The organism is Burkholderia crassaminum (assembly GCF_964265005.1).
In the GTDB taxonomy this organism is placed as follows: domain Bacteria; phylum Pseudomonadota; class Gammaproteobacteria; order Burkholderiales; family Burkholderiaceae; genus Burkholderia.
In genome coordinates this window covers 2,977,535-2,998,159 of record NZ_OZ183799.1, presented here as the reverse complement: position 1 = coordinate 2,998,159, position 20,625 = coordinate 2,977,535, and the positions used below count along the sequence as shown (strand labels likewise).

At 67.4% G+C, this 20,625-nt stretch carries 21 protein-coding genes; 11 read left to right on the top strand and 10 right to left on the bottom strand.

The window, feature by feature from the left end:
* Nucleotides 1–9: 9 nt before the first annotated feature.
* Together ACPTTF_RS13890 and pdxH are read right to left on the bottom strand one after the other, a co-directional pair.
* Entirely contained in the window at nucleotides 10–1,230 is a 1,221-nt protein-coding gene (locus ACPTTF_RS13890) for an SAM-dependent methyltransferase (protein WP_166963291.1), read from the bottom strand.
* Nucleotides 1,231–1,351: 121 nt separating this feature from the next.
* On the bottom strand, nucleotides 1,352–1,996 hold the full coding sequence (gene pdxH / locus ACPTTF_RS13885; RefSeq protein ID WP_166963289.1) for a pyridoxamine 5'-phosphate oxidase: 645 nt from the start codon (nucleotides 1,994–1,996) through the stop codon (nucleotides 1,352–1,354).
* 128 nt (nucleotides 1,997–2,124) lie between these two features.
* Here pdxH and ACPTTF_RS13880 point away from each other — a divergent pair, with 128 nt between their 5' ends.
* The gene (locus ACPTTF_RS13880; protein ID WP_423371480.1) at nucleotides 2,125–2,982 is read left to right on the top strand and encodes a tRNA threonylcarbamoyladenosine dehydratase; all 858 of its coding nucleotides are present in this window, start codon (nucleotides 2,125–2,127) and stop codon (nucleotides 2,980–2,982) included.
* Nucleotides 2,983–3,087: 105 nt separating this feature from the next.
* Here ACPTTF_RS13880 and trxA read toward each other — a convergent pair whose 3' ends face one another.
* Nucleotides 3,088–3,936, bottom strand: a complete 849-nt coding sequence (gene trxA, locus ACPTTF_RS13875) for a thioredoxin (RefSeq protein WP_423371479.1) — start codon at nucleotides 3,934–3,936, stop codon at nucleotides 3,088–3,090.
* A gap of 52 nt (nucleotides 3,937–3,988) precedes the next feature.
* Complete coding sequence (locus ACPTTF_RS13870) at nucleotides 3,989–4,870, bottom strand: pirin family protein (RefSeq protein WP_423371478.1); 882 nt, start codon at nucleotides 4,868–4,870, stop codon at nucleotides 3,989–3,991.
* A 262-nt stretch (nucleotides 4,871–5,132) separates the two neighbouring features.
* Here ACPTTF_RS13870 and ACPTTF_RS13865 point away from each other — a divergent pair, with 262 nt between their 5' ends.
* Nucleotides 5,133–6,011: an EamA family transporter gene (locus ACPTTF_RS13865; RefSeq protein ID WP_208102182.1), complete on the top strand. Its 879-nt coding sequence runs from the start codon at nucleotides 5,133–5,135 to the stop codon at nucleotides 6,009–6,011.
* A 69-nt stretch (nucleotides 6,012–6,080) separates the two neighbouring features.
* Here the strand turns inward: ACPTTF_RS13865 and ACPTTF_RS13860 are convergent, their stop codons facing one another.
* Together ACPTTF_RS13860 and tsaE are read right to left on the bottom strand one after the other, a co-directional pair.
* On the bottom strand, nucleotides 6,081–7,613 hold the full coding sequence (locus ACPTTF_RS13860; RefSeq protein WP_423371477.1) for an N-acetylmuramoyl-L-alanine amidase: 1,533 nt from the start codon (nucleotides 7,611–7,613) through the stop codon (nucleotides 6,081–6,083).
* Nucleotides 7,595–8,146 (bottom strand): tRNA (adenosine(37)-N6)-threonylcarbamoyltransferase complex ATPase subunit type 1 TsaE, encoded by a 552-nt coding sequence (gene tsaE, locus ACPTTF_RS13855; protein ID WP_166963277.1) that lies wholly within the window; start codon nucleotides 8,144–8,146, stop codon nucleotides 7,595–7,597. Before tsaE ends, ACPTTF_RS13860 begins: the two co-directional genes overlap by 19 nt.
* Nucleotides 8,147–8,163: 17 nt before the next feature.
* On the opposite strand from tsaE, the gene queG reads away from it, so the two are divergent.
* The 3 genes from queG (at nucleotide 8,164) to xerD (ending at nucleotide 10,881) form a co-directional block, all read left to right on the top strand.
* Complete coding sequence (gene queG, locus ACPTTF_RS13850; RefSeq protein ID WP_423371476.1) at nucleotides 8,164–9,399, top strand: tRNA epoxyqueuosine(34) reductase QueG; 1,236 nt, start codon at nucleotides 8,164–8,166, stop codon at nucleotides 9,397–9,399.
* A gap of 64 nt (nucleotides 9,400–9,463) precedes the next feature.
* Nucleotides 9,464–9,931, top strand: a complete 468-nt coding sequence (locus ACPTTF_RS13845; protein ID WP_166963264.1) for a methylated-DNA--[protein]-cysteine S-methyltransferase — start codon at nucleotides 9,464–9,466, stop codon at nucleotides 9,929–9,931.
* A complete protein-coding gene (gene xerD / locus ACPTTF_RS13840; RefSeq protein ID WP_423371474.1) occupies nucleotides 9,931–10,881 on the top strand; it encodes a site-specific tyrosine recombinase XerD in 951 nt (316 codons plus the stop codon). The genes ACPTTF_RS13845 and xerD overlap by 1 nt, the downstream gene beginning before the upstream one ends.
* A 48-nt stretch (nucleotides 10,882–10,929) precedes the next feature.
* On the opposite strand, the gene ACPTTF_RS13835 is transcribed toward xerD, so the two are convergent.
* The gene (locus ACPTTF_RS13835) at nucleotides 10,930–12,492 is read right to left on the bottom strand and encodes a class I adenylate-forming enzyme family protein (RefSeq protein WP_423371473.1); all 1,563 of its coding nucleotides are present in this window, start codon (nucleotides 12,490–12,492) and stop codon (nucleotides 10,930–10,932) included.
* 245 nt (nucleotides 12,493–12,737) lie between these two features.
* Here ACPTTF_RS13835 and ybaK point away from each other — a divergent pair, with 245 nt between their 5' ends.
* The gene (ybaK, locus tag ACPTTF_RS13830) at nucleotides 12,738–13,229 is read left to right on the top strand and encodes a Cys-tRNA(Pro) deacylase (RefSeq protein WP_423371472.1); all 492 of its coding nucleotides are present in this window, start codon (nucleotides 12,738–12,740) and stop codon (nucleotides 13,227–13,229) included.
* 114 nt (nucleotides 13,230–13,343) lie between these two features.
* Complete coding sequence (gene plsY, locus ACPTTF_RS13825) at nucleotides 13,344–13,982, top strand: glycerol-3-phosphate 1-O-acyltransferase PlsY (protein WP_166963256.1); 639 nt, start codon at nucleotides 13,344–13,346, stop codon at nucleotides 13,980–13,982.
* 79 nt (nucleotides 13,983–14,061) lie between these two features.
* Here plsY and ACPTTF_RS13820 read toward each other — a convergent pair whose 3' ends face one another.
* A complete protein-coding gene (locus tag ACPTTF_RS13820) occupies nucleotides 14,062–14,547 on the bottom strand; it encodes a YajQ family cyclic di-GMP-binding protein (RefSeq protein ID WP_006482217.1) in 486 nt (161 codons plus the stop codon).
* Between the two features lie 136 nt (nucleotides 14,548–14,683).
* Between ACPTTF_RS13820 and murB the strand changes: the two genes are divergently transcribed.
* Nucleotides 14,684–15,733 (top strand): UDP-N-acetylmuramate dehydrogenase, encoded by a 1,050-nt coding sequence (murB, locus tag ACPTTF_RS13815; RefSeq protein WP_423371471.1) that lies wholly within the window; start codon nucleotides 14,684–14,686, stop codon nucleotides 15,731–15,733.
* A gap of 90 nt (nucleotides 15,734–15,823) precedes the next feature.
* Here the strand turns inward: murB and argF are convergent, their stop codons facing one another.
* Nucleotides 15,824–16,753 (bottom strand): ornithine carbamoyltransferase, encoded by a 930-nt coding sequence (gene argF, locus ACPTTF_RS13810; RefSeq protein WP_166963252.1) that lies wholly within the window; start codon nucleotides 16,751–16,753, stop codon nucleotides 15,824–15,826.
* 413 nt (nucleotides 16,754–17,166) lie between these two features.
* Here argF and ACPTTF_RS13805 point away from each other — a divergent pair, with 413 nt between their 5' ends.
* A complete protein-coding gene (locus ACPTTF_RS13805) occupies nucleotides 17,167–17,487 on the top strand; it encodes a DUF3579 domain-containing protein (RefSeq protein ID WP_166963250.1) in 321 nt (106 codons plus the stop codon).
* Between the two features lie 156 nt (nucleotides 17,488–17,643).
* Here the strand turns inward: ACPTTF_RS13805 and rpsT are convergent, their stop codons facing one another.
* On the bottom strand, nucleotides 17,644–17,916 hold the full coding sequence (gene rpsT / locus ACPTTF_RS13800) for a 30S ribosomal protein S20 (RefSeq protein WP_047898858.1): 273 nt from the start codon (nucleotides 17,914–17,916) through the stop codon (nucleotides 17,644–17,646).
* Nucleotides 17,917–18,220: 304 nt separating this feature from the next.
* Here rpsT and murJ point away from each other — a divergent pair, with 304 nt between their 5' ends.
* Nucleotides 18,221–19,771 (top strand): murein biosynthesis integral membrane protein MurJ, encoded by a 1,551-nt coding sequence (gene murJ / locus ACPTTF_RS13795; RefSeq protein WP_423371470.1) that lies wholly within the window; start codon nucleotides 18,221–18,223, stop codon nucleotides 19,769–19,771.
* Between the two features lie 8 nt (nucleotides 19,772–19,779).
* The gene (locus tag ACPTTF_RS13790; protein WP_166963246.1) at nucleotides 19,780–20,622 is read left to right on the top strand and encodes a SirB1 family protein; all 843 of its coding nucleotides are present in this window, start codon (nucleotides 19,780–19,782) and stop codon (nucleotides 20,620–20,622) included.
* Nucleotides 20,623–20,625 lie beyond the last annotated feature (3 nt).

Genomic DNA, 20,625 nt, shown 5'->3' with positions numbered 1-20,625 from the left:
AAGCGCCGCCTAGCGCGGCAGCGCGTGTTCGTACATATAGCGCCGCGACCACGGCAGCGTTTTCGCGCTGCGCCCGGCCTTGCGGCACACGATCTGGAAGATCGACACGTCGTCGTGCTCGAACGCATACGCGCAGCCGGCGAGATACACGCGCCAGATGCGGAATTTCTCGTCGTCGACGAGTTGTCGCGCGGCTTCCGCCTTCGCCTCGAAGTTTTCCGTCCAGATGTCGAGCGTGCGCGCATAGTGCCGTCGCAGGCTTTCGACGTCAATCGCTTCCAGTCCGCCGCGCTGCGCGGCTTCCAGCGCGAGGCTGATGTGCGGCAGCTCGCCGTCCGGGAACACGTAGCGATCGATGAACTCGCCGCCACCGAGCGCCGTCTCGCCGCTTTCCGCATCGGTCGACGTGATCCCGTGGTTCATCGCGATGCCGTCGTCGGCAAGCAGGTCGTGGACCCGCGAGAAATAGAGCGGCAGGTTTTTGCGCCCGACGTGCTCGAACATCCCGACACTCGTGATGCGGTCGAACTGGCCGTCGATCTCGCGGTAATCCTGGAGCCGGATCTCGATCCTGTCCTCCAGCCCGGCGGCCTTCACGCGCGCGGTCGCGAGGTCGAACTGGTTTTGCGACAGCGTGACGCCCAGGCACTGCGCGCCGAACTTCTGCGCGGCGCGCAGCACGAGCGCCCCCCAGCCGCAGCCGATGTCGAGCAGGCGCTGGCCGGGCTGCAACTGGATCTTCGTCAGGATGTGGTCGATCTTCTTGATCTGCGCGGTGGCAAGATCCTCGTCGCCGTTCTCGAAGTAGGCGCACGAGTACACCATGTTCTCGTCGAGCCACAACTTGTAGAACTCGTTCGAGACGTCGTAGTGATACTGGATCGCCTTCCTGTCGGTGTTCTTCGTGTGGCTGAAGTAGCGCTTCACGCGCGCGAGCTTGCTCGCGCTCGTCACCGTGCTGCGAGCGAGCGAGTAGCCGATGTTGATGATGTCCGACACCTTGCCCTCGATGTCGATCTTGCCTTTCACGTACGCCTCGCCGAGATTGTCGAGGCTCGGTTCGAGCAAGAGCGGCAATGCCGACGCGCTGTTCACCTTCAGCGTGACCTGCGGCGCGCTGAAGGTGCCGAAATCGAGTTGATCGCCGTTCCACAGCACGAGGCGCGCCGGTATGTTCGCTTTCGCCCGTACTTCGTCCGCCCACTGTGCCAGCTTCTTTTCCCAGAACATTTGGATTCTCCGTTTGTTCGTTGAATCGAATACAGCCAAGTATCTTGACCGGCGCCCGTCGCTTGCGAGGCGGGCGCCCGGATGCAACACGAGACACGACCGGCATGCGCCGGCGCCGCGCTTACGGCGACAGGCGCGAGATCGACCAGCCCGGCGACGTGTCGACGTCGCGCGTATAGAGCAGGCGGTCGTGCAGCCGCGACGGGCGGCCCTGCCAGAACTCGATCGAGTCGGGCACGAGACGGTAGCCGCCCCAGTGGGGCGGGCGCGGCGGGTTGTCGCCGTAGCGTTCGCTGACGGCCTTTTCCTGCGCTTCGAGTGTCGCGCGGCTGTCGATCACGGCGCTCTGATCGGACGCCCATGCACCGATGCGCGAGCCGAGCGGGCGCGACGCGAAGTAGCGGTCGCTTTCCTCGGCGCTGGTTTTCTCGATCCGGCCTTCGATGCGCACCTGGCGCTCGAGCTCGATCCAGTAGAACAGCAGCGCTGCCTGCGGATGCACGGCGAGATCGTGCCCCTTGCGGCTTTCGTAATTGGTGAAGAAGACGAACCCGCGTTCGTCGACGCCCTTGATCAGCACGATGCGTGCCGACGGCCGGCCGTCGTCGCCGACGGTCGCGAGCGTCATCGTGTTCGGCTCGGGCAGCTTGGCGGCGAGCGCCTCCTTGAACCAGCGATCGAACTGGGCGAAGGGGTCGTGGGCGACATCGGCTTCGTCGAGCGAAGCACGTGAGTAATTGATGCGGAGATCGGCGAGAGTCGTCATGTTATGCAAACGCTTCAATCTGGAACCATTGTAGCCAACGCGTGAGAAACGTGCGTGCACAGTGGCGCGTGCGAGCGGGGAGTTCAGGCAAAATAGAGGGCTGCACGACTTACGATTTCCTTGCTGCCATGTCTGCCGCCGACACTGCCCCGCCCAGTTCCTCTGATCTTACCCCGACCCCGGAAATCCAGCTTGACGTGGATCGAGCGCGGCGTTTCGGCGGCGTCGCGCGGCTGTACGGCGCGCCGGCCGCCGCCGCGTTCGAGCGCGCGCACGTTGCGGTGGTCGGGATCGGCGGCGTCGGGTCGTGGGTGGCCGAGGCGCTCGCGCGCAACGCGGTCGGCACGCTGACGCTGATCGATCTCGACAACGTCGCGGAAAGCAATACGAACCGGCAGATCCACGCGCTCGACGGCAATTACGGCAAGCCGAAGGTCGACGCGATGGCCGAGCGGATCGCGCTGATCGATCCCGCGTGCCGGGTGAACCGGATCGAGGATTTCGTCGAGCCCGACAATTTCGACGCACTGCTCGGCGGCGGTTTCGACTACGTGATCGACGCGATCGACAGCGTGCGCACGAAGGTCGCGCTGATCGCGTGGTGTGTCGCGAAGCGTCAGCCGCTCGTCGTGGTCGGCGGCGCGGGCGGCCAGCTCGACCCGACGCGCATCCGGATCGACGATCTCGCGCTGACGATCCAGGATCCGCTGCTGTCGAAGGTGCGCGCGCAGTTGCGCAAGCAGCACGGCTTTCCGCGCGGGCCGAAGGCGCGTTTCAAGGTCAGCGCCGTGTATTCGGACGAGCCGCTGATCTATCCGGAAGCCGCCGCTTGCGACCTCGAGGACGGCGCCGAGCCGTCCGCGGCCGCGCACGTCGCGGGGCTCAACTGTGCAGGATTCGGTTCGAGCGTGTGCGTGACCGCGAGCTTCGGCTTCGCGGCCGCCGCGCATGCGCTGCGCGCGATCGCGGCGCAAGCCGCCGGCTGAGGCCGCGACGCGCGGGCGTCGACGCGATGTTGCGGCGCGTGATGTGCGTCACATGCCGTGCGGGGCTGCCCGCAGCCGGGCCGTTGCGGCCCGGCCGGTCGACCATCAGTTGAGCGCCATGCTCAGCCTGCGCCGCCACCCGGCGACGAGGTCCGGGCGATCGCCGGCCAGCTCGAACACCGAGATCATCGTGCGGCGGCCGAGATCGTCGCCGTACGCGCGGTCGCGCGTGACGATTTCCAGCAACTGCTCCAGTGCACCTTCATACGCCCGCCGCGCGATCAGGCTCTGCGCGAGATCGAAACGCGCGTCGAGATCGGCCGGGTTGGCCGCGATGCGCGCTTCGAGCGCGTCGGTCGGCGGCAGGTCGGCCGTGGCCTCGAGTGCGTCGAAACGGGTCTTGATCGCCTGGAAACGCGGGTCGCCGGCTTGCACGATCTGCGGCGACAGGCGTTCGGTTTCGGCGCGCGCCGCGTCGACCTGGTTGCTCGCGAGCAGCAGTTCGATCAGGTCGAGGCGTGCGTCGTCGAAGCCGGGGTTCAGTGCGAGCGCCGCCTCGAGGTGCGTGAGCGCGTCGTCGTAGCGCTCTTCGGCCATCGCGTACTGCGCGGCACGCCGCTCGGCTTCCTCGGGGGCCGGCAGCAGCCGGTCGAGAAAGGCGCGCAGCTGGCCTTCGGGCAGCACGCCGACGAACTGGTCGACGGGGCGCCCGTCGGCGAACGCGATCACGTGCGGGATGCTGCGGGTCTGGAAGTGCGCGGCGAGCTCCTGGTTCTCGTCGACGTTGACCTTCACGAGCTTCCAGCGGCCTTCGTAGTCGCCTTCGAGCTTTTCCAGCAGCGGGCCGAGCGTCTTGCAGGGGCCGCACCACGGCGCCCAGAAGTCGACCAGCACGGGTGCGTCCAGCGACGCCTCGATGACGTCTTTCTCGAATGTGGCAAGCGTGGTGTCCATGTCGTTCTCTTCCGTTCGAATGTCGTCAGGATGGGGGCGGTGCGCCCCTTTTTCAACGCGGCTTCGACTCGGGCAGCGGAATCCACTCGGTCTCGCCCGGCACCTTGCCCATTTCCTGGCGCGTCCATGCCGCTTTCGCGCGCTCGATCGCTTCGCGGCTGCTCGCGACGAAATTCCATTCGATGAAGCGCTCGCCGTCGATCTTGTCGCCGCCGAGCAGCATCGCGCGCGCGCCGCTGCCGCTCGTCAGCGTGACTGCGGCACCGGGCGCGAGCACGGCCATCTGCTCGGCCGGCACCGGCGTGCCGTCGATCGCGAGGTCGCCGTCGACCACGTAGACCGCGCGCTCCTCGTGAGACGCGTCGAGTTCGAGACGGCCGCCGGCCGCGAATTCGGCCGCGACATACAGCGTGCGCGAGAACGTCGTGACCGGCGAGCGCAGCCCGAACGCATCGCCGGCGATCACCGTCAGCGACACGCCGTCTTCGTTGCGCTTCGGCAGCGTGTCGGCTGCATGGTGCTCGAACGACGGCTCGGTCGTCTCGTGCGTGCGCGGCAGCGCGACCCAGGTCTGGATCCCGTGCACGGTGTGGCCGTTTTCGCGCTGCGCGTCGGGCGTGCGTTCGGAGTGGACGATCCCGCGGCCGGCCGTCATCCAGTTCACGTCGCCCGGCACGATCTCCTGCAGCGATCCGAGGCTGTCGCGGTGCAGGATCGCGCCGTCGAACAGGTAGGTGACGGTGGCGAGGCCGATATGCGGATGCGGGCGCACGTCGAGCCCCGTGCCGGGCGGCAGCGTGGCGGGCCCCATGTGATCGAAGAAGATGAACGGGCCGACGAGGCGTGCGGCGAGTGCGGGCAGCGTGCGGCGCACCTGCAGGTTGCCGATGTCGCGCACGTGCGGTTTCAGCAGGGCTTTGATCGGAGCGGTCATGGCGGATCCTGTGGGGCGGCGGGGGCGATGCCGGTCATTGTACTGGCCGTCCGCCGCCGATTCCATTCGCGCCGCGAGGGTATCGGGCCGGGTGCCGAAACCCGGTAGACTGACCGGCTTCTCGAGAAAACGCCGGGCCGCCCCGAGTTTTTTGCCCTGCAGGCAGTCCCTTTGGGGGATCGCCGCCTCGGGAGCCTGGCGCGAAGCGACCGGGCTCGAGAACACCTTCCACAACAATTCGACAATCGAGGAGACGCCGATGATGGCCCCGAAGGACTTGCTGCTTGCGCTGGTCGTGATCCTGGCGTGGGGCGTGAACTTCGTCGTGATCAAGGTCGGCCTGCACGGCATGCCGCCGATGCTGCTCGGCGCGCTGCGCTTCACGCTCGCGGCCGTGCCCGCGGTGTTCTTCGTGCGCCGGCCGCAGATTCCGTGGCGCTTGCTGGTGCTGTACGGCGCGACGATCCAGCTCGGCCAGTTCGTGTTCCTGTTCACCGGCATGTACGTCGGCATGCCGGCCGGCCTCGCGTCGCTCGTGCTGCAGTCGCAGGCATTCTTCACGCTCGTGTTCGCGATGCTGTTCCTCGGCGAGCGGCTGCGCATGCAGAACCTGTTCGGGCTCGCGATCGCCGCGGGCGGGCTCGTCGTGATCGCGGCGCAGGGCGGCCGCGCGATGACGCTCGCGGGCTTTCTGCTGACGATCTGTTCGGCGGCGATGTGGGCGTTCGGCAATATCGTCACGAAGAAGGTCGGCCGTGCGAACCTCGTGTCGCTCGTGGTGTGGGCAAGCCTCGTGCCGCCCGTGCCGTTCTTCCTGCTGTCGCTGTGGTTCGAAGGGCCGCAGCGGATCGCGGCCGCGCTCGCCGGGCTGAACGGTGCGTCGATCTTCGCGGTCGTCTATCTCGCGTTCGTCGCGACGCTGCTCGGCTACGGGCTGTGGAGCCGCCTGCTGTCGCGCTATCCGGCCGCGCAGGTCGCGCAATTCTCGCTGCTGGTGCCGATCGTCGGCCTGGCTTCCTCGGCGCTGCTGCTCGACGAGCATCTGACGCGCACGCAGCTGATCGGCACGGCGCTCGTGATGGGCGGGCTCGCGGTGAACGTCTTCGGCGGGAAACTGATGCGCCGCTTCGCGGCATCGTGACGCGCCGGCACGCACTGCGTGCCGGCGGCGGGGCGGGGCGGGGCGGGGCGGGGTGGCCGGGTACGGCCGTCAGGCCATCCGGTTCTTCGCGAGCGGCGGATTCGCGGAGAAATAGCGCTTGATGCCGCGGAAGATCGCGTCGGCCATCTGGTCGCGATAGCTGTCGTCGTTCAGCCGGTTCTCCTCTTCCGGGTTGCTGATGAACGCCGTCTCGACGAGGATCGACGGGATGTCGGGCGCCTTCAGCACCGCGAACCCGGCCTGCTCGACCGAGCCCTTGTGCAGCTTGTTGATGCCGCCGACTTCCTTCAGCACGTAGTTGCCGTAGCGCAGCGAATCGCGGATCTGCGCGGTCGTCGACATGTCGAACAGCGCGCGGTTCACGGCCGCGTCCGCCGTCTTGATGTTGATGCCGCCGATCAGGTCGGACGAATTTTCCTTGTTCGCCATCCAGCGCGCCGCCGCGCTCGTCGCGCCGTGGTCGGACAGCGCGAACACGGACGAGCCGCGCGCGGACGGCGTTGTGAACGCGTCCGCGTGGATCGACACGAAGAGATCCGCACCCACGCGGCGCGCTTTCTGCACGCGCACGTTCAGCGGCACGAAGAAGTCGGCGTCGCGCGTCATCATCGCGCGCATGTTCGGCGCGCCGTCGATCTTCGCGCGCAGCTTCTTCGCGATGTCGAGCGCGATGTGCTTCTCATACGTGCCGCCGCCGCCGATCGCGCCCGGATCCTCGCCGCCGTGGCCCGGATCGATCGCCACCGTCAGCAGGCGGACGGTGCCGCCCTTGCCGGATTTCGGTGCGGTGAACTTGTAGGTGTCGCCGTCGTCGTCGCTGTCGTCGCGGCGCGCGATGACGGGCGGCGGCTTGACGGCCGGCTTCGCGGGTGTCGAAGGCGTGCCGGCGGCGGGCGGCGTGTGCGGCGCGGCCGGCGTGTTCTGTGCGAATCGCTGGAAGAACGCGTCGCTGCCGTCGCCCGCGGCGGGCGGCGGCAGGGGCGTGCCCGGCCCGTTCAGCGCGGTCGGCGGCTGCATCTGCTGCGCGCGCGCGGTATCGTTGAGCGCCTGCTCCTTGCGTTCCGTCTGCGCGATCAGGTCGGTCAGCGGATCGGGCGCGACGGCCGGATACAGGTCGAACACGAGCCGGTACTTGTAGGTGCCGACGGGAGGCAGCGTGAACACCTGCGGCTTCACCGAACCTTTCAGGTCGAACACCATCCGCACGACGTGCGGCTGATATTGGCCGACGCGCACCGACTGGATCTGCGGGTCGTTCGGCGCGATCTTCGACACGAGGTCGCGCAGCGCCTGGTCGAGATCGAGGCCGCTCAGGTCGACGACGAGGCGGTCGGGACCCTGCAGCAGCTGTTGGGTATTCTGCAGCGGCTGGTCGGATTCGATCGTGACGCGCGTGTAATCGCGTGCGGGCCACACGCGCACGCCGAGCACCGACGACGCGTGCGCGAGACGCGGCGCGACGAGACCGAGCACCAGCGTCGACGCGCCCGCGCACAGGATCTGGCGACGCCGCCAGTTGTGCGTCGCGGTGGCCGCCGATTCGATCGAGCGGAACGGTTTGATCAACATCTTTCGAGACATGCCTTTCCTGAAGCGCTGTACGCCCGAACGGTGAGGGCGCGGCCGTCGCCATCCACGTCGAGCGAGAAAACCAGATCGGGTACGCCGAGCAGCGTGCCCGCCTGTTGTGGCCATTCGACGAGGCAGATCGCGCTGGAATTGAAATATTCGCGAAAGCCTGCATCGGACCATTCGGCCGGATCGTTGAAACGATACAGATCGAAGTGATAGACCTCGAGTTCCCCATCGTCGCGTTCGAGCGCGTACGGCTCGACGAGCGTATAGGTCGGGCTGCGCACGCGCCCCGTGTGGCCGAGGCCGCGCAGGATCGCGCGCACGAGGGACGTCTTGCCCGCGCCGAGATCGCCGACCAGCTGGATCTGCAGCCCGTCGAACGCATGCGCGCGGGCGAGATCGACGCGCGCTGCGTCGAGCGCGTGCGCGAAGCGGGTGCCGAAGGCCTCGGTCGCCGCTTCGTCGGCGAGCGCGATCACGCGCTCCGCGAACGGGGCAGGCAGCGTGATGGCATGAGGCGTATGGGACGTGGCTGGCATTCTCGTAAAATAGTGCGATGAACCGATTACCGGAACTCGCCGCATCCGACAGGCCTTCGACTCGTGCCGAAGGCGCGGCACCGTGCGCGCTCGACGATGCGGCGTTGACTGCGCTCGCCGCGCGCATCAGGGCGTGGGGGCGCGAATTGGGTTTCGGGGCGATCGGCATCAGCGATACCGATCTCTCGGATGCCGAAGCAGGCCTCGCCGCCTGGCTGGAAGCCGGCTACCACGGCGAAATGGATTATATGGCGAAACATGGGATGAAACGCGCGCGTCCGGCCGAACTTGTGGCCGGTACGCGACGCGTGATCTCCGCGCGGCTCGCCTATCTGCCGGCCGAAACGCTCGCTGCCGGCGCGCCCGACGATGAGCCGGGCGCGCTCGCGCCGCACGACTGGCGCGCGCGCGAACGCGCCCGGCTCGACGATCCGCAGGCGGCCGTCGTGTCGATCTATGCGCGCGGCCGCGACTATCACAAGGTGCTGCGCAACCGGCTGCAGACACTCGCCGAGCGCATCGAGCAAGAGATCGGCGCGTTCGGCTACCGCGTGTTCACCGATTCGGCGCCCGTGCTCGAGGTCGAGCTCGCGCAGAAGGCCGGCGTCGGCTGGCGCGGCAAGCACACGCTGCTGCTGCAGCGCGATGCGGGTTCGCTGTTCTTCCTCGGCGAGATCTACGTCGACGTTCCGTTGCCGACCGACGCGCACACGTCGCCGGACACCGCGCCCGAGACGCCCGGTGCGCATTGCGGCAGCTGTACGCGCTGCATCGGCGCGTGCCCGACCGGCGCGATCGTCGAGCCGTACCGCGTCGACGCGCGCCGCTGCATCTCGTACCTGACGATCGAACTGAAAGGCAGCATCCCCGAGCCGCTGCGGCCGATGATCGGCAATCGCGTGTACGGCTGCGACGATTGCCAGCTCGTGTGCCCGTGGAACAAGTTCGCGCAGGCCGCGCCCGTCGCCGATTTCGACGTGCGGCACGGCCTCGACCGCGCGACGCTGGTCGAGCTGTTTGCGTGGGATGCGGACACGTTCGATACGCGGATGCAGGGCAGTGCGATCCGGCGCATCGGCTACGAAAGCTGGCTGCGCAATCTCGCGGTCGGACTCGGTAATGCGCTGCGCGCGGCCGAGGGCCGGCTCGCGCCGCAGGCGCGCGACGCGATCGTCGCCGCGTTGCGCGCGCGGGCCGACGATCCGTCGCCGGTCGTGCGCGAGCATGTCGAATGGGCGCTGCGTTCCGCGTGAAGGCGGCGTACAGTGTCGTCGGCGCGCGGTGGTGCCGCGCGCATCCGTCGGTCAGGAGAGGGCCATGTTCAATGCAGTCATCGACGCACCGTTCGGCAAGGTCGGCGTCCGCACGGATGCCGCGGTGGTGCGCGAGATCGTCTATCTGCCCGAATCGGTGAAGTCGATCGATCCGGATTCGCCGCTCGCGAAGCGCGCGGTCAAGCAGATCGAACGTTATTTCGAGCGCGCGTCGGCGCGCTTCGACCTGCCGCTCGCCGAAGTCGGCAGCGCGTTCCAGCACCGCGTGTGGGACGTGATCAGCGATATCCCGCCCGGCACGGTGCTGACCTACGGGCAGGTCGCGAAGCGGATCGGCAGCGCGCCGCGCGCGGTCGGTCAGGCGTGCGGCGCGAACTATTTTCCGCTCGTGATCCCGTGCCATCGCGTCGTCGCGGCGGGCGGCCTCGGCGGCTTCGCGAACCACGACGACAACGGTTATTACCAGAAAGTGAAGCGCTGGCTGCTGGCGCACGAAGGCGTGCCGTACTGATGAGTGAATCGCTGATTTCCCCCGAAGCCGACGGCGATGCCGCCGCGGCGTCCCCCGCGCTGCTGGCGAGCCGCGCATCGATCGACGTGTTTTGCGATGCGCTGTGGCTCGAGCACGGGCTCGCACGCAACACGCTCGATGCTTACCGACGCGATCTGGTGCTGTTTTCCCAATGGCTGGCCGAGACGCACGACACGTCGCTCGATTCGGTCGACGAAGCGATGGTGACGGGCTACATTGCCGCGCGCAGCGACGGCAAGGCGACGTCGTCGAACCGGCGGCTGTCCGTGTTCCGGCGCTATTACGGCTGGGCCGTGCGTGAGCATCGCGCGAGCGCCGACCCGACGCTGCGGATCACGTCCGCGAAACAGGCCGCCCGGTTTCCGTCGACGTTGTCGGAGGCGCAGGTCGAGGCGCTGCTCGGCGCGCCCGACATCGGCACGCCGCTCGGCCTGCGCGATCGCACGATGCTCGAGCTGATGTATGCGAGCGGGTTGCGCGTGAGCGAACTCGTGACGCTGAAGACCGTCGAGGTGGGGCTCAACGAGGGCGTCGTGCGCGTAATGGGCAAGGGCTCGAAGGAACGGCTCGTGCCGTTCGGCGAAGTCGCGCACGGCTGGATCGAGCGCTATCTGCGCGAGGCGCGGCCGGCGCTGCTCGGCGCGCGCGCGGCCGACGCGCTGTTCGTGACCGCACGCGGCGACGGGATGACGCGCCAGCAGTTCTGGAACATCATCAAGCGTCACGCGCAGCACGCGGACGTACGCGCACACCTGTCGCCGCACACGCTGCGGCACGCGTTCGCGACGCACTTGCTGAATCACGGCGCCGACCTGCGCGTCGTGCAATTGCTGCTCGGTCACAGCGACATCTCGACCACGCAGATCTATACGCACGTCGCGCGCGAGCGGTTGAAGACGCTGCACGCGCAACACCATCCGCGCGGTTAGCGCACACTTCGCCGCACAGGCTCCGGCGGGCGCACCGGCCCGCCAGCGTCAGACCAGCTCGCGCAGCTTGTGCTTCAGCACCTTGCCCGTCGACGCGGCCGGCAGCGCGTCGAGGATGCGGATGTGTGCGGGGCGTTTGTAAGGCGCGAGCCGCTCCGCGCACCATGCGTGCAAGGCTGCTTCGCCCGCGGTCGCATTGGGCACCAGTTCGACGAACGCGAGCACTTCCTCGTTACCTTCGACCGCGCGGCCGATGACGGCCGCCTGCACGACGTCCGGATGCGCGTTCAGCACCTGCTCGACTTCGACCGGATAGACGTTGAAGCCCGACCGGATGATCAGCTCCTTGCTGCGGCCCGCGATCGTCACCGCGCCGTCCGCTTCCTGTCGCGCGAGATCGCCGGTGCTCAGCCAGCCGTCCGGCGACACGGCCGCGCGCGTGGCGTCCGCGTTGCGGTAGTAGCCGAGCATCACGTTCGGCCCGCGTACGCGGATTTCGCCGACTTCCCCGGGCGGCACGTCGGTGCCGTCCGGTGCGACGATCCGCATTTCCACACCGGGAATCGGCACGCCGACCGAGCTGTCGGCGCGTGGCGCGTCGAGCGGCGTCTGCGTGATCGTCGGGCTGCTTTCGGTCATCCCGTAGCCGTTGTGCAGCGGCACGCCGTACAGGCGCTCGACGCGTGCCTTCAGGTTCGCGTCGAGCGGCGAGCCGCCCGAATACGCGAAGCGCAGGCGCGGCGCGCGCCACGCGTGGCCGTGCGTGTGCAGGTGTTCGAGCAGCTTCGCGTGCATCGCGGGCACGCCCTGGAAGATCGTGACGCCTTCGTCGGCGAGCGCAACGCGCACGGCTTCCGGCGAGAAGCGCGGGGCGAGCCGCAGCGTCGCGCCAGCGTACAGGCTGCCGAGGCAGACCGACGCGAGCCCGTACACGTGCGACACGGGCAGCACCGTGTAGACGACGTCGTCAGGCGACACGCGGCGCAGCGTGCTCGACGTCGCCGCGATGAACAGCAGGTTGCGATGCGACAGCATCACGCCTTTCGGCGTGCCGGTCGTACCGGTCGTGTAGATCAGCGCCGCGCATTGCGCGGCGCCGTCGGCGGCAACCGGTTCGCCCGGCGCGCTCGCGTCGACGCGATACGACCACGCGCCGATGTCGACCGGCAGTGTGCCGGCAGGTGTCGCGCCGTGCCGCGAGGCATGCGTGCGCGCGTCGGGCGATGCGTCGGTGGTGAACGCGATCAGCTTCGGACGCGCGTGCGCGGCGATCGCGTCGAGTTCGCCGGCCGACAAGCGCGCGTTCGACACGAGCGCCCACGCGTCTAGGCGGGCGACCGCGAACAGCAGCACGATCTGCGCGACGCAGTTTTCGGCGACGATCATCACGCGGTCGCCGCCTTGCACGCCGAGGCTGGCGAGCAGCGCGGCCGCCGCATCGACGGCCTGCGACAGCTCGCCGTACGACAGGCGGCGCGCGTCCTCGATCAGCGCCGGATGCTCGGGCGCTTGCGCGGCCCGGCGTGCGGGCACGTCGGCGATGCGGCGAGGCAGCGCGGCGAGCAGCGCATCGACGTCGAGCGGCTCGGAAGAACGGGGGGACGAGGACATGGCGTCTCCAGAAAAGGGGCGGGCGGCGGCTGACGAGGTTGGCGAACGATCGTGCCATGACGGCGCGTGCGCCACAATCGGCCATTCGGGCAATAGCGCTTCGCGATGTCCGCAATGATGATGGACGGAATCGTTGCGGCGACGCAGCAGGCCGCCCGGCGGAAAACGGGCCGCGAGTATACCGTCGGCGCGGGCGCGAGGGCGCCATTGCGCGCCCGCCGGTCGTTCACCATTAAAATGCCGCCATGAGCAAATCCAGACACGTGTCCGAAACCCCTGCGACCCAGCTGTTGCGCCGCCACGGCGTTGTGTTCGGCGAGCATCCGTACGACTACGTCGAGCACGGCGGCACCGGCGAATCGGCGCGCCAACTCGGCGTCGACGAGCACAGCGTCGTGAAGACGCTCGTGATGGAAGATGAACAGGCGAAGCCGTTGATCGTGCTGATGCACGGCGACCGCATGGTATCGACGAAGAACCTCGCGCGGCAGATCGGCGCGAAGCGCGTCGAGCCGTGCAAGCCCGAGGTCGCGAACCGTCATTCGGGCTATCTCGTCGGCGGCACGTCGCCGTTCGGCACGCGCAAGACGATGCCCGTCTACGTCGAGGCGACGATCCTCGAGTTGCCGACGATCTACCTGAACGGCGGCCGTCGCGGCTACCTCGTCAGCCTCGCGCCGGCCGTGCTCACGTCGCTGCTCGGCGCGCAGCCCGTGCAGTGCGCGAGTGTCGACTGAGGGTTTCACCTTCGTGGCACCCCGCGCCCGTTCGGTAGAATGGGCGCCGTTTCGGCTTGCCGGCTTGCCGCGCAGCCGTCCCTTTACCGATACGTTGAAAGAAGAGTCCTCCGCATGCAGATCCTGCTCGCTGCCCTTGTTGCCTACCTGATCGGTTCGGTGTCGTTCGCCGTCGTCGTCAGTGGCGCGATGGGCCTGGCCGACCCGCGTTCGTACGGGTCGAAGAATCCCGGCGCGACCAACGTGCTGCGCAGCGGCAACAAGAAGGCCGCGATCCTGACGCTCGTCGGCGACGCGTTCAAGGGCTGGGTTGCCGTCTGGCTCGCCCGCCGCTTCGGCCTGCCCGACGTCGCGGTCGCATGGGTCGCGATCGCCGTGTTCCTCGGTCACCTGTATCCGGTGTTCTTCCGCTTCCAGGGCGGCAAGGGCGTCGCGACCGCGGCCGGCGTGCTGCTCGCCGTGCACCCGGTGCTCGGGCTCGCGACCGCGCTGACCTGGCTGATCGTCGCGTTCTTCTTCCGCTATTCGTCGCTCGCGGCGCTGGTGGCGGCCGTGTTCGCGCCGGTGTTCGACGTGTTCCTGTTCGGCACGGGCCACAACCCGGTCGCGTGGGCCGTGCTCGCGATGAGCGTGCTGCTCGTGTGGCGTCACCGCGGCAACATTTCGAAGCTGCTGGCGGGGCAGGAAAGCCGGATCGGTGACAAGAAGAAGGCGGCCGCGGACGGCGGCGCGCAGGGCGGCGGGAAAGCCTGAGAACGCGCAGCGCTTGCCGCATGCCGGGCGCACCGCGCGTGCGGGGCCCGGCAGGATGACGTGAAGGATCGTCTGGCGATCAGTCGCGGAAGTTGTTGAAGTCGAGCGGCGTGTCGGTCACGTCCTTGCGCAGCATCGCGATCGTGCTCTGCAGGTCGTCGCGCTTGGTGCCCGAGATGCGCACCGCGTCGCCCTGGATGCTCGCCTGTACCTTGATCTTGCTGTCCTTCACAAGCCGCACGATCTTCTTCGCGAGATCGCCGGTCACGCCCTTCTTCACGGTGACGATCTGCTTGACCTTGTCGCCGCCGATCTTCTCGACCTTGCCGTAGTCGAGGAAGCGCACGTCGACGTTGCGCTTGGCCAGCTTGCCGATCAGCACGTCCTTGACCTGGCCGAGCTTGAAATCGTCGTCGGCGAACAGCGTCAGCTCGCGCTCCTTCTGCTCGACGCGCGCGTCGGAGCCCTTGAAGTCGAAGCGTGTCGAAATTTCCTTGTTCGACTGCTCGATGGCGTTCTTTACTTCGATCATGTTCGCTTCGGAAACGACGTCGAACGATGGCATGGTTTTCTCCCTTGAGATGCGGGCACCCGGCTCGCGCGCAGGCACTCGCTATAATTGCGGACTGTTTGCCATTTTACCGATGCCCCTCCGTTTGCCCAAGGCCGGCCATGTGCCGCCCGGGCGGACGTGACCGCGAATGCCGATGCCTCCTGACGATTCCGCCCTGTCGCTGCTTCCCGACCATCCGCTCGCCGCGCACAACACGTTCGGCATCGCCGCGACCGCGCGCGTTGCCGCGCGCGTCACGCATGCGTCGCAATTCGAGGCGCTCCATCGCGACCCGCGCGTCGCGAACCTGCCACGGCTCGTGCTCGGCGGCGGCAGCAACGTCGTGTTCACGCGCGATTTCGACGGCGTCGTGCTGCTCGACGAGATCGCGGGCCGCCGCGTCGTGCGCGAGGAGGAGGACGCGTGGTACGTCGAGGCCGGCGGCGGCGAGAACTGGCACGCATTCGTCGCATGGACGCTCGAACACGGGATGCCGGGTCTCGAGAACCTCGCGCTGATTCCGGGCACCGTCGGCGCCGCGCCGATCCAGAACATCGGCGCATACGGCCTCGAGATGAAGGTGTATTTCGACTCGCTGGTCGCGGTCGAGCTGGCGACGGGGCGTAGCGAGCGCTTCGACGCCGCGCGCTGTGCGTTCGGCTATCGCGACAGCTTTTTCAAGCGGGAAGGGCGCGGCCGGTTCGCGATCGTATCGGTGACGTTCCGGCTGCCGAAGCAATGGGCGCCGCGGCTCGGCTACACGGACGTCACGCGCGAACTCGATGCCCGTGGCATCGCACCCGATGCGGCCGCGCCGCGTGACGTGTTCGATGCTGTCGTCGCGATCCGCCGCGCGAAGCTGCCCGATCCGCTTGTCCTCGGCAACGCGGGCAGTTTCTTCAAGAATCCGGTGATCGATGCCGCGCAATTCGATGCGCTGCGCGCCCGTACGCCCGAGGTCGTGTCGTATCCGCAGCCGGACGGGCAGGTCAAGCTCGCGGCCGGCTGGCTGATCGACCGCTGCGGCTGGAAGGGGCGCGCACTGGGCGCGGCGGCCGTGCACGACCGCCAGGCGCTCGTGCTCGTCAATCGCGGCGGTGCGACAGGCGCCGACGTGCTCGCGCTGGCGCAGGCGATCCAGGCCGACGTGCGCGCGCAATTCGGCGTCGAGCTCGAGCCGGAACCCGTCTGCCTGTAACGCGGATCTCGCCCCGCTGTTCGCGTGCCCAAACAAAAAGCGCCGATCGTCGATCGGCGCTTTTTTCATGGGTTGCCGGGTGCCGGCGCGTCAGTGCTTGAGGCGGCCGAGCAGCAGGAACTCCATCAACGCCTTCTGCACGTGCAGGCGGTTTTCCGCTTCATCCCAGACGACGCTCTGCGGGCCGTCGATCACGCCGGCCGTCACTTCCTCGCCGCGGTGCGCGGGCAGGCAGTGCATGAAGAGGGCGTCCGGGTTCGCGTGGCCCATCATTTCCTCGTCGACGCACCAGTCGGCGAATGCCTGCATGCGGGCCTCGTTCTCGGCCTCGAAGCCCATGCTCGTCCACACGTCGGTGGTGACGAGATCGGCACCCTTGCACGCTTCGTTCGGATCGTCGAACACCTCGTAGAACGGCGCGCTGCCGGGCGACACGAGCTTCATGTCGAGCGCGTAGCCGGGCGGCGTGGACAGGCGCAGCTTGAAGCCGAGGATCTGCGCGGCTTCGATCCACGTGTAGAGCATGTTGTTCGCGTCGCCGACCCACGCGACGGTCTTGCCGGCGATCGGGCCGCGGTGCTCGTAGTACGTGAAGATGTCGGCGAGCACCTGGCACGGGTGGTAGTCGTTCGTCAGGCCGTTGATCACCGGCACGCGGGAGTTCTCCGCGAAACGCTTGATGACCTCCTGCTCGAACGTGCGGATCATGATGATGTCGACCATCCGCGAGATGACCTGCGCGGAATCCTCGACGGGTTCGCCGCGGCCGAGCTGCGTGTCGCGCGTGCTCATGAAGACGGCGTGGCCGCCGAGCTGGAAGATCCCGGCCTCGAACGACAGGCGCGTGCGCGTCGAGCTCTTCTCGAAGATCATCGCGAGCGTGCGGTCGTGCAGCGGGTGATAGGTCTCGTAGTTCTTGAACTTGCGCTTCAGGATACCCGTGCGTTCGAGCACGTACTCGTAGTCTTCCAGCGAGAAATCCTTGAACTGCAGGTAGTGACGAATGGTTTTGGCGGTCATGAAGCGGGATACGGCGGGTTGCACCCGGCAGCAAGGCCGGACGGCGCCACCGTCGGGTGTGGATAACTCAAAGCAGCATAAAGGATTTTCTGTGCTTTGACGAGCCGCGGGGAGAAGCGGGGCGCGATCGCCGCGCGCGGCAGACGGTGCGGGAGGACGGGTGTCGGGACGACGCGCGATGGCGCGCTGCGGTATAATCCGAAAGTTTTCTCCAGCCCGGCAGGCAAGCCTCCTCGCGCTCTGCCGGACACAAGCCGTGCGCTGCACAAATCCGGTGCAGTCCACCGGCGGCGCGCATCGACGCCCCGTTTTCGGGATATCGGAATGCTTGCGCCGCCGTCCGTTTCAGCTTTGTGTTCGCGTATCCAGGCGCCGTTGCCTGGACATCGCCGGGCCGTCACTTGGGTAACCACATGGCTGAAACCCCTCCGACCGAATTCTTCATCCAGGGCATCACGAAAGACGGGAAAAAGTTTCGCCCGAGCGACTGGTCGGAACGTCTGGCCGGTGTGATGGCCTGCTTCGGGCCGGGGGCGAGCGGGCGGAACGCGCGTCTCAAGTATTCGCTCTATGTGCGTCCGACGATGCTCGGCGACCTGAAATGCGTGATCCTCGATTCCCGGCTGCGCGACGTCGAGCCGATGGCTTTCGATTTCGTGCTGAATTTCGCGAAGGACAACAACCTCGTCGTCACCGAGGCGTGCGAACTGCCGGACTACGACGCGAAGAAGTGATGCCGGTATGGGCGAGGGCGCTTGTCGCGCCCGCCCTGGCAAATGCCGTCGGCCCGCAGGATGCACGCCGGCGACAGACGACAAAAAAGCCCGCCTAGGCGGGCTTTTTTGCGATCGCAGGAAACAGGAGCGCCCGCGTGAGCGGGCGCACCGGATTTACGCTGCTGCCTGCAGACCCTTGACGGCTGCGGCCAGGCGGCTCTTGCTGCGAGCGGCCTTGTTCTTGTGAACGATCTTCTTGTCGGCGATCGTGTCGATCGTCTTCACGGCAGCCTTGAACAGATCGGCAGCCTTTGCGTGGTCGCCGGCTTCAACAGCCTTGCGAACCGACTTGATCGCGGTACGGAATTTCGAGCGCAGCGCCGAGTTGTGCGAGTTTGCCTTCGCGGCCTGGCGGGCGCGCTTGCGTGCTTGTGCGGAGTTAGCCATGACGGTTCCTTATCCTGTCCTGTTTCCAGAGCTTGGAGCCTGACGGCCAAGCGCTGCTTTTCGATCCGTCCCCTGAGAACGATTGCCCAGGGGCGCATAAAAAAACGGTGATTTTAACCGAGGCCGGGACATGAAAACGGCAGTTGCCGTGCATGTACGAGCCCAGAAACCGGAGATTATAGCAACAAAATCAAGCGAGTGGCAAGCTCGACGTGATTCCCGTCGGGATGGGCGCCGGCGGCGTGTGCGCTTTTCGGCATCGACCGCTGGCCGGGCCACGCAACGTCCGTATAATAAGCGCCCCATGAATCTATTCCGAGCCCTGCTGACGGTCAGCGGCTTCACGCTGCTGTCGCGCGTGACCGGACTGGCCCGCGAGACGCTGATCGCCCGTGCGTTCGGCGCCAGTCAATACACCGACGCGTTCTACGTCGCCTTCCGTATCCCGAACCTGCTGCGCCGCCTGTCCGCCGAGGGCGCGTTCTCGCAGGCGTTCGTGCCGATCCTCGCCGAGTTCAAGAACCAGCAGGGGCACGATGCGACAAAAGCGCTCGTCGACGCGATGTCGACCGTGCTGGCGTGGGCGCTTGCCGTGCTGTCGGTCCTCGGGATCTTCGGCGCGTCGTGGGTCGTGTTCGCGGTCGCGTCCGGCCTGCACACCGACGGGCAGGCGTTCCCGCTCGCGGTCACGATGACGCGGATCATGTTCCCGTACATCGTGTTCATTTCCCTGACGACGCTCGCGTCCGGCGTGCTGAACACATACAAGAGCTTCTCGCTGCCCGCGTTCGCGCCGGTGCTGCTGAACGTCGCGTTCATTGGCGCGGCCGTGTTCGTCGCGCCGCACCTGAAGGTGCCGGTGTTCGCGCTTGCATGGGCCGTCATCGTCGGCGGCGTGCTGCAGTTCCTCGTGCAGCTGCCGGGCCTGAAGAAGATCGACATGGTGCCGCTGATCGGCCTCAACCCGCTGCGCGCGCTGCGCCACCCGGGCGTGAAGCGCGTGCTCGCGAAGATGGTGCCCGCGACGTTCGCGGTGTCGGTCGCACAACTGTCGCTGATCATCAACACCAACATCGCGTCGCGGCTCGGGCAGGGCGCCGTGTCGTGGATCAACTACGCCGACCGCCTGATGGAATTCCCGACGGCGCTGCTCGGCGTCGCGCTCGGCACGATCCTGCTGCCGAGCCTGTCGAAGGCGCACGTCGACGCCGATTCGCACGAGTATTCGGCGCTGCTCGACTGGGGGTTGCGCGTCACGTTCCTGCTCGCGGCACCGAGCGCGCTCGCGCTGTTCTTCTTCGCGACGCCACTCACCGCGACCCTGTTCAACTATGGCAAGTTCGACGCGCATACCGTCACGATGGTCGCGCGCGCGCTCGCGACCTACGGGATCGGCCTCGTCGGCATCATCCTGATCAAGATCCTCGCGCCGGGCTTCTATGCGAAGCAGGACATCAAGACGCCCGTGAAGATCGCGATCGGCGTGCTGATCGTCACGCAGATCTCGAACTACGTGTTCGTGCCGCTGATCGGCCACGCGGGCCTGACGCTGAGCATCGGGGTCGGTGCGTGCCTGAACTCGCTGCTGCTGTTCATCGGGCTGCGCAAGCGCGGCATCTACCAGCCGTCGCCGGGCTGGCTGCGCTTCTTCATGCAGCTGATCGGCGCGACGCTCGTGCTCGCGGGCGTGATGCACTGGCTGTCGATCAGCTTCGACTGGACCGGGATGCGCGCGCAGCCGCTCGATCGCATCGCGCTGATGGCCGCGTGCCTCGTGCTGTTCGCTGCACTATATTTCGGTATGTTGTGGGTGATGGGCTTCAAATACGCTTACTTCAGAAGGCGCGCCAAGTGACGACCGCTATGACCCGCGTCCTCGACTACTTCAGCACGCTCGTGGCAGACGACGACAGCCTGCCTGTCACGGAGGCGGCGCTGTCGCTGGCGCAGGACGCGTATCCCGACCTCGACCTGCAGGGCACGCTGGCCGAACTCGACATGCTGGCGGCGCGGCTGCGCCGGCGGCTCACCGACGATGCGGACCTGAAGGGCCGCGTCGCCGCGCTGAACGACTTCTTCTTCCGCGAGCTCGGCTTCGCGTGCAATCACAACGATTACTACGACCCCGATAACAGCCACCTGAACGCCGTGCTGAAGCGGCGGCGCGGGATCCCGATTTCGCTATCGGTGCTGTACCTGGAACTCGCCGAGCAGATCGACGTGCCGGCGCGCGGCGTATCGTTCCCGGGCCATTTCCTGCTGCGCGTCACGCTGCCGGACGGCGACCTGATCATCGATCCGGCCAACGGCCATTCGCTGTCCGAAGCCGAGATGGTCGAGATGCTCGAGCCGTACGTCGCGCGTGCGGCCGGTGCGGTCGACAGCGCGTTGCGCGCGCTGCTGCAGCCGGCGACGAGCCGCGAGATCATCGCGCGGATGCTGCGTAACCTGAAGACGATCTATCTTCAGACGGAACGCTGGCAGCGACTGCTCGCGGTGCAGCAGCGGCTCGTGATCCTGTTGCCTGAGCATCTCGACGAAGTCCGCGACCGCGGTTTCGCGTATGCGCGGCTCGATTACCTGCGCCCCGCGCTCGAGGATCTCGAGCAGTATCTCGGCGAGCGGCCCGACGCGGACGACGCGACCGTCGTCGAATCGCAAGTGACCGAATTGCGGCAGCGGATGCAGCGCGACGGCGAGGACTGAGCC